The organism is Nevskia soli (assembly GCF_903970205.1).
Classification (GTDB): Bacteria; Acidobacteriota; Terriglobia; order Bryobacterales; family Bryobacteraceae; genus Bog-113.
The window spans coordinates 1-9,378 of record NZ_CAJCHS010000158.1 but is presented as its reverse complement, the minus strand read 5'-3'; the positions used below and the strand labels follow the sequence as shown (position 1 = coordinate 9,378).

10 protein-coding genes are annotated in these 9,378 nt (G+C 60.0%); 2 read left to right on the top strand and 8 right to left on the bottom strand.

All coding sequences use genetic code 11. The features are described from left to right. Positions 1–120: 120 nt before the first annotated feature. The 4 genes from H1Y01_RS07345 to H1Y01_RS07330 are packed head-to-tail and all read right to left on the bottom strand — an operon-like array spanning position 121 to position 2,945. Positions 121–726: a superoxide dismutase gene (locus tag H1Y01_RS07345; protein ID WP_180539792.1), complete on the bottom strand. Its 606-nt coding sequence runs from the start codon at positions 724–726 to the stop codon at positions 121–123. Positions 727–755: 29 nt separating this feature from the next. Continuing rightward, positions 756–2,186 carry an Asp-tRNA(Asn)/Glu-tRNA(Gln) amidotransferase subunit GatA gene (gene gatA / locus H1Y01_RS07340; protein ID WP_180539791.1) on the bottom strand — a complete coding sequence of 477 codons (1,431 nt, stop codon included), beginning with the start codon at positions 2,184–2,186 and terminating at the stop codon, positions 756–758. Positions 2,187–2,205: 19 nt separating this feature from the next. After that, positions 2,206–2,502, bottom strand: coding sequence for an Asp-tRNA(Asn)/Glu-tRNA(Gln) amidotransferase subunit GatC (gatC, locus tag H1Y01_RS07335; RefSeq protein WP_219341356.1), 297 nt, complete (start codon positions 2,500–2,502; stop codon positions 2,206–2,208). Beyond that, the gene (locus H1Y01_RS07330; protein ID WP_180539790.1) at positions 2,502–2,945 is read right to left on the bottom strand and encodes a DUF721 domain-containing protein; all 444 of its coding nucleotides are present in this window, start codon (positions 2,943–2,945) and stop codon (positions 2,502–2,504) included. Before H1Y01_RS07330 ends, gatC begins: the two co-directional genes overlap by 1 nt. Before the next feature lie 51 nt (positions 2,946–2,996). On the opposite strand from H1Y01_RS07330, the gene H1Y01_RS07325 reads away from it, so the two are divergent. Then, the gene (locus tag H1Y01_RS07325) at positions 2,997–3,560 is read left to right on the top strand and encodes a Maf family protein (RefSeq protein WP_219341355.1); all 564 of its coding nucleotides are present in this window, start codon (positions 2,997–2,999) and stop codon (positions 3,558–3,560) included. Here the strand turns inward: H1Y01_RS07325 and H1Y01_RS07320 are convergent. From H1Y01_RS07320 to H1Y01_RS07305, 4 genes are all read right to left on the bottom strand, one after another. Next, on the bottom strand, positions 3,541–4,341 hold the full coding sequence (locus H1Y01_RS07320) for a hypothetical protein (RefSeq protein WP_180539788.1): 801 nt from the start codon (positions 4,339–4,341) through the stop codon (positions 3,541–3,543). The two genes, H1Y01_RS07325 and H1Y01_RS07320, sit on opposite strands and share 20 nt — an antisense overlap. Then, entirely contained in the window at positions 4,338–5,819 is a 1,482-nt protein-coding gene (locus H1Y01_RS07315; protein ID WP_180539787.1) for a M16 family metallopeptidase, read from the bottom strand. Before H1Y01_RS07315 ends, H1Y01_RS07320 begins: the two co-directional genes overlap by 4 nt. A gap of 5 nt (positions 5,820–5,824) precedes the next feature. Beyond that, positions 5,825–7,357, bottom strand: coding sequence for a M16 family metallopeptidase (locus H1Y01_RS07310; RefSeq protein WP_180539786.1), 1,533 nt, complete (start codon positions 7,355–7,357; stop codon positions 5,825–5,827). 507 nt (positions 7,358–7,864) lie between these two features. After that, the gene (locus H1Y01_RS07305) at positions 7,865–8,857 is read right to left on the bottom strand and encodes a DUF4419 domain-containing protein (protein ID WP_219341354.1); all 993 of its coding nucleotides are present in this window, start codon (positions 8,855–8,857) and stop codon (positions 7,865–7,867) included. Between the two features lie 235 nt (positions 8,858–9,092). Between H1Y01_RS07305 and H1Y01_RS07300 the strand changes: the two genes are divergently transcribed. After that, the coding region (locus H1Y01_RS07300; RefSeq protein ID WP_180539784.1) for a DUF899 family protein at positions 9,093–9,378 on the top strand (286 nt) is incomplete at its 3' end.

Here is a 9,378-nt window from a genome sequence, read left to right as displayed (position 1 = left end):
GAGTCGAAGGGAAGACACGAGCTGCTTTGAAGACCGCTCCATTGCTGTCGCGGCTCGGTAAGTTGGCAATGCATCTACCGAGCCGCGACGGCCCCAGAGCGGTTCTTCACGCGCGGTTCTTCACGCGGCGAAGCGCTTGTTGATTTCGGCCCAGTTAACTACATTCCACCAGGCCTTCATGTAATCCGGCCGGCGGTTTTGATACTTCAGATAGTAAGCGTGCTCCCAGACATCGAGGCCCATGATGGCTTTCTTGCCTTCCATGATGGGGTTGTCCTGGTTCGCGGTCGAGATGATCTCGACGCCGTTAGGCGACTTGATCAGCCACGCCCATCCGGAGCCGAAGCGGCCCGCACCGGCGGCGTTGAACTTTTCCTGAAATTGCTCAAACGTGCCGAACGCGGACTTGATCGCATCCGCGATCGCGCCGGTCGGAGGGCCGCCGGCATCGGGTCCCATGATCTTCCAGAACATACTGTGGTTCATATGGCCGCCGCCATTGTTGCGCACGGCGGTGCGGATGTTTTCAGGAACCGCGGCGCAGTTGTCGGCCAGCAGTTCTTCAACCGGCTTCGATTGCAGATCGGGATGCGGCTCGAGCGCTTTGTTCAAATTCGTCACGTACGCGCCGTGATGCTTCTGATGATGGATCTCCATCGTCATCTTGTCGATGTGCGGCTCGAGTGCGTCCGCGGGATACGGTAGTGGTGGAAGTTCAAACGCCATATTGATTCTCCTTGGAGTACGCTTTCATGCTACTTGGCTTCGAAGGCGTGCGCGATGCGGAACATGCGCGCTTCGTCGAAATGCTTACACAGGACTTGCAGGCCCACCGGTAAACCGTCACGGGTATTACCGCACGGAACACTCATGCATGGAATGCCGGCGAGGCTTCCGGTGATCGTGAAGATATCGGAAAGATACATCTGCATCGGGTCGTTGATTTTCTCTCCGAGCTTGAACGCGGGGAATGGCGACACGGGGGCGAGGAGCGCGTCGACCTCTTCGAAGGCTTTGGCGAAGTCCCGCGTGATGAGCGCGCGGACTTTCTGAGCTTTCAAATAGTAGGCGTCGTAGTAGCCGTGGCTGAGCACGTAGGTGCCGAGCATGATGCGGCGCTTGACTTCGGCGCCGAAGCCTTCCCCGCGGGTGGCGCGGTACATGTCGGTTAACGAGCCTCCGTTGACATCGGCGCGCGTGGTGTAGCGGACACCGTCGTAGCGCGCGAGGTTCGAACTGGCTTCCGCGGTGGCGATGACGTAGTAGACATCGATCGCGTATTTCGTATTGGGGAGCGAGATTTCGCGGACTTCGCATCCGAGTTGACGGAAGCGGTCGAGGGCTTCGTTGATGCGAAGGGCGGTGTCGCCGGAAGCGTCTTGCATGTATTCGCGCGGGACCCCAAGCTTGAGGCCCTTAATGTCACCGTTAAGTTCAGCCGCGTAGTCGGGGACGGGCGCGGGCGCGGAGGTTGCGTCCATTTCGTCGCGTCCAGCGATGACGCGGAGCAGCGCCGCGGCATCCGGAACGTTGCGGGCGAAGGGGCCGATGTGGTCGAGCGAACTGGCGAACGCGACGAGGCCGTAGCGCGAGACGCGTCCGTAGGTCGGGTTGACACCGACGACGCCGCAGAACGACGCGGGCTGGCGGACCGACCCGCCGGTATCGGAACCGAGCGAGACGACGGCCGTGCCTTGCGCCACGGCCGCAGCCGATCCGCCGCTGGATCCGCCGGGAACGCGGCCGGGAGCGACCGGGTTGCAGACCGGTCCAAAGGCGCTGTTCTCGTTGGAAGAACCCATGGCGAACTCGTCGCAATTGGTCTTGCCGATGATGAGCCCGCCGGCCGCTTCGATGCGCTCGACGGCCGTGGCGTCGTACGGCGGAACGAATTTCGCGAGCAGCTTCGAGCCGCAGGTGGTGATAACGCCCTTGGTGACGATCACGTCTTTGATGGCGACTGGGACACCGGCTAACGGGCCGGGATCTTCACCCTTCGCGATCTGTTCATCGACGCGCGCCGCGACGGCTAGAGCGCGATCGGACGAGAGACGGAGATAGGCGTTGGTGCGGCCGTTCTCCGCTTCGGCGAAACGCAGCGCTTCTCCGGCGAGTTCCGTTGCCGAGTATTCGTGCTTCAGCAGGCTGTCGCGAATCGACGCGACGGTGAGATTTCGAATGTCCATGGTTGTTACCGGTGGAGCGCTAGCGCTCGATCACGCGCGGTACGCGGAAGTAGCCTTGCGCGGGATAGACGGCGTTGGCCAGCGCTTGTTCGTTGGTCAGGCAGGGGCTCGGCTGGTCCTCGCGGAGCGTATCGGCGTCATTGCCTGGGAAAAGAACCTGGCGCATGGGCTCGATGCCTTCGGTGTCGATGCCGCGCAAACCTTCCATGTGGTCGAGGATGGAACTAAGCTGCTGGACCATCGATTCGACCTCCGTCTCGCTGAGTTGCAGGTTGGCGAGATCGGCGACGTAGCGAACTTCTTTCTCGGTAAGCATCAGGCCGTTTCCTTTCTGCGGGCGGCGCGGTAGATGCGGCGAAGAACCGGGTCATGGATGGCGTCCGATTCGTCGACTTCACCGCCAAGCGGGCGATTCGGGACGGCGGTAGTCTCGCGCTGCGGTTCGCGGCGGCGCGGGATGATGCGGAACTCGAGATCGGTGACGATTCCGGCTCCGAGTTCCTTCGCGAGGTTCGAGATGATCTGATGCGAGAGGTAAAACAGGTTACTCTGCCAGACGGCATCCTCTACTTCGACGACAAGGCGATTGCGAACGAGCTTCGCGGCGCGCGAATAGCGGGCAATGCGCGGACCGACGGCGCGCGCCCATGACGCACAGGCAACCTGTTCCATGGCGATTACCGGATCGACAGGATCAGCCTGTTTGCGGGAGCGCGGCGCAGCGGAAATCCGGCCTAGAATTTGGCTGGCTCGTTGCATGGCGGGAAAAAACCCTCTGGAAGTTTAGCACGTGCTATGACAGTCACTGACTTGTCTCCTTTTCCTGTTGTGCTGGCTTCATCAAGCCCCCGGCGCTCGGAGTTGTTGACCGCGGCGCGCATCCCGCATGTGGTGCGGCCGAGCGATATCGACGAGAGTTTGCTGGCCGGCGAAAACCCGATCGAGTATGTCCGGCGGATCGCGCGCGAGAAGAATCTGGCGAGGCGTGGCGATGCGACGGAGGTCGTGATCGCGGCGGATACGACGGTGGTTGTGGATGACCAGATCCTGCTGAAGCCCGCGGACGAGGACGACGCGCGGAGGATGCTGGGGCTGCTCAGCGGCAGCGCGCACCAGGTGATTACCGGCGTTTGTATCCGTCGCGGCGCGGCGATCTGGGTCGGGCACGACGTGACTACGGTTACGTTCGCCGCGATCACCCCGGACGAGATCACGGAGCTCATTGCGTCCGGCGAACCGATGGACAAGGCCGGCGCTTACGCGATTCAGGGGATAGCTTCGCGCTATGTCGAGTGGATCGAGGGGAGTTACTCGAATGTTGTCGGGCTGCCGGTGGCGATGGTGTGGCGGGAACTTAGAAACTTTCTTTCTTGAGCATTTGCATTCCCTGGGGGAGTTGGAATAGCTTCGGATCGAAGTTGTTATTGATCGAGAAGCGATCGGAGAACATCTGGTAGATCATTTCTCCATCGTGTTCGCGGACGACGGTGAGCGGCCAGGTTAGTCCGCCGATCTGGCGGTACTTCGACCAGCGGGTTACTTCCTCAATCTTCTCTTTGTAGAAAGGGTCGAAGCGCATGTAACGCTGCATGACGGGGAGCTTGGTATCGGCGTTGAGATAGACCGAGATACTGCGGTCCGCGTCGTCGAGTATGTCGACACGCTCGACGCGCTGGTTATCGGCGACGTCGAGGCCGTGATGCTCGATGATTAGTCCCGGCTCGTTGAGGCGCATGCGGAGGATGTAGAGGAAGTTAGCGATGACCGCTTCCTTGTGCTTGCTGACGGTCTCATCAGGGAGGGGACGAACGCCGCGGAACGTAACTTCCCAGCCGCCGTCGGGCGTGAATAGGACGACATCTTCTTTCTTCTTACCGAAGACCTGGCGTTCGAGTAACCCGTCGAAGCTAACGGGGATCGGGTTGGGCGGCTCCCGATAGCGGGTGTGGAGTTCCGCGGGCGACATGCCGGAGACCTTCTCGCGGTAGAACGAAGCGGCGAGACCGGTTTCGAGGCGGTCCTGCATATTGAGGAATGTGTTGCCGCCGAGCGCCGCGATGCACTCTTTGATCGCCTGTTCGCCGCGCGTTTTAGCGTTCTCGGCGCGGATGATTAGCGGGGCCGCTAGTAGTGCGCCGAAGGTGCGGCGTGTCACTTCTCGTTCTCCGACGGGGGCATGCCTTGCGGCATGTTCCGGCGCATGGCGGCCGGCATGGGGATGGTTAGATCGATTGGTGTTACCGGCTGACCGAGCTTCGTTAGCGGTTCGCCGAAGTCTTTCGGATTGCCAACGGCTACGGTGACGAACTTAGCGGGATCGAGATACTTTTTGGCTACGCGGAGTACGTCTTCTTTCGTAACCGTTTTGACGGCTTTTTGGTAGTTAAAGATGAAGTCTTTCGGATAGCCGAAATAGTAGTAAGTCAGTAATCTGCTGATGGTTTTGCCGGGAGTATCGAAGTAAAAGACGAAGCTATTCAGTACGGTTTCTTTCGCGCCCTCGAGTTCCTGATCGGTGACCGGTTCCTGGCGCATGCGTTCGACTTCCTGCATGGCCGCCTGGATGGCAGGTACAGTCGTGGGCGCCTGGGTACTTCCGCTGACCCGGAACAGGCCGGGGTGGTCATAGTTCGCGCCCCAGCTCGCGTTAATGCCGTAGACATATCCGAGTTGCGTGCGAAGGCGGCGGAACAAGCGGCTATTGAAGCCTCCGCCGAGGATGTCGGACATGACTTCGAGCGCGGGATAGTCCGGATTGTTCAGTTCGCCGCCGGGCTGACCGATTTCGAAATTGGTCTGCGTTACATCCTGCTTGTCTGCCAGGTAAGTGCCCGGTTTGTAATCGAAGTGAACTTTCGGGAATGGCGGAACGGGCGCTTGTTTGACGGTCCAGTCTTTGAAGATGGATTCAAGCTGCGCTTTCATCTGGGCAGTGTCGAAATCGCCTTGCACGGCTAACATGATGTTGGCCGGGAAGAAGTAGCGCTGGTAGAAGGCGACGACGTCGGGGCGCTGGATCGCAAGGATATCCGAGATGTCTTCCGGCCATCCGTACGAGTTATCGCGGCCGTAAACGATATCGGCGAATTCACGCTGGGCGATCTCGCCGGGGTCATCATTACGGCGGGTGATCTCGCTCATCATCTGCTGCTTGATCAGGTCGATGCGGTTCTGGCGGAACGCGGGATGAGCTAGCAGGTCTTCGAAGACTGCGATGACTTGGGGGGCATTTTCCTTGAGACAGGAGAACGAGACGGTGCCGGTCGTTTCTCCGATGCCGCTTTCTACAGAGGCGGCGATGTTTTCGAGATCTTCGTCGATCTGATCGCCCGTCTTGGAGTCTGTACCGCCGCTGCGTAGGGCACTACCGGTTAGTGAGGCGAGGCCGACCTTACCTTTGGGATCGAATAGATTGCCGGTGCGGACCAGCGCCACGCCGCGCACCATCGGAACCTCGTGGTTTTCGAGAAGCAGGACGCGCATGCCGTTCGAGAGCGTGATTTCGTCGACGTTGGGGAACGTGAGCGGGCGCAGTGGAGCGTATTTGAGGGTTTCCCAGACGTGAGTCGTAGCCGGGGTAGTCTGCCCACTTAGAGTGAGTGCAGCGGCAAGGAGGAGCAGGATTCGCTTCATATGAGTTATCGCGTCTCTCCTGATGCCGGAGCCGGTGCGTTAGGCGGCTGCGGCGCGCCTGGGGGTTTCAGGAACGCGACGGTCTTGTTCTGGTCAGTGAAGAGCTCGCGGGCGACGCGCTGCACATCATCCGGCGTGATCTTATCGTACTCATCGAGCTGGGTGAATAACTTGCGCCAATCGCCGAAGTTCGCATAGTAAGTGGCGAGCAGGCTGGCGAGTCCGGAGTTGCCATCGAGCTGGCGGATGAGCGCGGCACGCTCGCGAGTCTTCACGCGCTGCAGCGTTTCGTTATCGACCTTTTCATTCTTAAGCTTGTCAAGAACCGCGTAGAGTTCCTTCTCATTCTCGGCCAGCGTTTTTCCCATGCTGGGGACTAAGTAGAGCATGAATAAGTTGGGGTACTTCGAACCGGGATAGGAAGATTCGGCTCCGGCGGCCAGGGCGGCGCGGCTATCGCGAACTAAGGACTTATAGAGCAGGCCGGTGCGGCCGGACGACAAGATACTGGAGATTACATCGTAGACAGGATCATTCTTATCGTATTGGCTGGCGCGCTTATACGCGATGAACTCGATGGGCTGCGAAGCGGATTCGACCTCAGCCGACTTAGGACCCTGCTGCTCGGGCTCGACGGTCGTGGGACGCGGCGGCAGCGGACCTTTCGGCAGCGGCGCGAAGTAATGGTCGGCAAACCGGCGGGCGGCAGCAGGGTCGATATCGCCGACGATGGAAATCGTGATATCGGCCGGGACATAGTACGTGTGGAAGAACTTCTCGGCTTCGGTGACGCGCAAGTTCTCAATGTCGCTGGGCCATCCGACGGCGGGACGTCGATAGGGATGGGCCTCAATCGCGGTCGCGCCGAGAGCTTCGATCAGCTTGCCCTGGGGCTCGGACTCGGTGCGCATGCGGCGCTCCTCGCGAACGACGGCGCGCTCCTTGTAGAATTCCCGGTAGACGGGAGCTTTGAAGCGGGCGGATTCGAGGAGAAACCAGAGCTCGGCGCGGTTGGAGGGCAGGCTATAGAAGAAGTTGGTGGAATCCTCGCCGGTGGAGGCGTTGAGACCTTCGCCGCCGTTCTCTTCGATGATGCGCGGATATAAGTTGGTGTCGACGAAAGTCTCGGCCTTTTCGATGGCGGTCTGGAGGTCGGATTTGAGGGCGGCGACCCGGGCCGGATCGGCGAGGGGACCTTTGGCGCGCTCGGCGTCGAGCTGATCGTAGACGGTTTCGATGGCGGCGATGGCGCGCTGTTCCTCGGCCCAATTCTTGCTGCCGATCTCGGCGGTGCCTTTGAAAGCCATGTGTTCAAACATGTGGGCCATGCCGGTCTCGCCTTGCGGGTCGTCGACCGCGCCGGCGTTCACGTAGGTATGGAAAGAGACGACGGGGGCCTGGTGGCGCTCGACGACGATGAAGTGCATGCCGTTATCGAGGGTGAACTCGGTAACGTGTTTTTCGAACTCACTCAGATTCTGAGCAAACGCGGCGGCCGCGAACAGGGCGCCTACGGCGGCGCACCGGCTGATGATCACAGGATGACTCCAAGTTGGTTAAGCTTGTTTGAATTTTAGCTTGTCTTGAATTTACGACACGCTCTAAATGGAGTGACGCGTGAGGCGGACGAGGGGTGACAGGCGGGTGAGGCTCGGTCGGCGGACGGGGCGGTTCGGGGGGATTGCCGGGCTGGGATGGGTGCGGGAAAGGGGGAAATTGGCGGGCTTGCGGGGTTCGAATCTGCGTTTGGCAGGTTCGATCTCGGGTTTCCCGGGTTCGTCCCGTTTCGGCAAAGCGCCTGTTTTCAGTAACTTCCCAGGTTCGTTCCGTTGCTTTTTGTGTTTGGGATGCGTGGATTGTGAGTTTGGTCTGCATGGGGTTAGTTTGGATCGCGCGGTTGCTGTGGATGAGCGGGTCCTGTCCCTTTCGATTCAGTGTTAGCAGACCGGGAGGGCGAGTTGGGGTTAAATCGGAGGTAAGTTGCTGAATGGGTGCGAGATGTTGGCGATCGGGGCGAGCGACTCGATGCGGTGTGTCTGGCGAATCTAGAACGGACTCAGCATTACTGGCGAAGCGGGCTTGGGCGCGGTCATGCACCAGCTGATGACCGGAAAGAGCGACAGAGTTTTCGGGTGCTGCTCGACCGCAAGGAAGCCACCTACCAGGTCGATCGCTTCAGTGCCGGGGAATTTGGTTACCTTTACCGGGACACTGGATAGGCCGCAGGGAAAAGTCCTTACATAGACACCCATCCCGCACCCGGCTTCATGCATTGGTGTCGAACGAACACCGTGGGGGACCGGCAGCGCCCAGTCTTGGCGGACATGGTCGAAAACATGGCTGCGCCTACGCTTTCCCGGATCGTTTCCTAGATAGGGGAATAAGTCGGCAATCCATCCGGTCACGCTGAAGGTTGCGTAGGCGTTCTTCGGCTTGTAAATGGCTTGCCAGAAGGTTCGGTTGGGGCGGCCCGTGGCAGTAAGTACCAACTCATCGAGAATCGGGCGCAGACGCCCAACCCACCACTCCAGCCCGTAGGTTGCGAGTACTTCGACGCGGGCGCGGATGCGTTCCCAGTCTTCAACCGAGCCGTGCAATGTGACCTCCGGAATGCCGCAGACACATCTCATCTTGTAGGTGAAGTAAGTCGAGTAACTATCCATCAGGACGATCTCGCTGGCCGTGCGGATCGCGGGCGTCGTTGTCGAGAAGTCGCAGAGTAGCGATTCGTGGAGGACAGGATCGGAGGCCTCGCGGATTTGCGAGGAGAACGAACGGATAGCTGCGGCGATTTCTGCTGCCTTGAAATGCTCGAATGTCGCCGTCAGTTCGCGCGAGCCGTCGTGGCGCACCAGACGTCCGCGCAGCGATTCCGCGTTCTCAAGAAGGTGATGGCTGAAGCCCTGGGCGATGGTGAGCCAGATGGAATCGGGTGAGAGCGTGAGCGGACGGTGCTCGCGAAATGCGGTGTCCACGGCCGCAAGGAGGGCGTGGTGCACGTTTGCGGATTGGACAACCGGCATTTCCGGATCGGGCACCGCGAAGACTTTACGATGAGCGCGGTGGGCTACTTCCGCGGATAAGGCTTGGATCGGTAGGGGAGTTCGGGCGGGGGTGACGTCGTCGACCGGGAAAGTTATACCGCTTTTCCTATCTTGCGGCGAAGGCTTTTTGGGGCTGAAGAACTTCAAATTCATACTGCTGGACTCCTGAACATTTGTATAGCACCTTCCGGGCTCTGCGCCAAGAATTTACAATGCTTCTAGAGGCCCTATGTACGAAACGCTGTCGCTTGTTCCTGCTCAGGAGCTTGCCGCAACCAACACGGCTCACTATCCGAACGAGAGCGCGGAGTATCGCGCCGCTCGCAATCACCTCCTGATTGAAGAGATTGAGCTTCGCCGGCACGTGGAGCGGGTCGCGGCTCAACGGCGCGCGCTGCCTCCGGGCGGCGAGATTCCGCGGGATTTCGAGTTTGAGTCCGAAACCGGCCGCGTCCACTTATCGAGTCTCTTCGGCGGTAAGGACACGCTTATGGTCTACAGCATGATGTACGGGC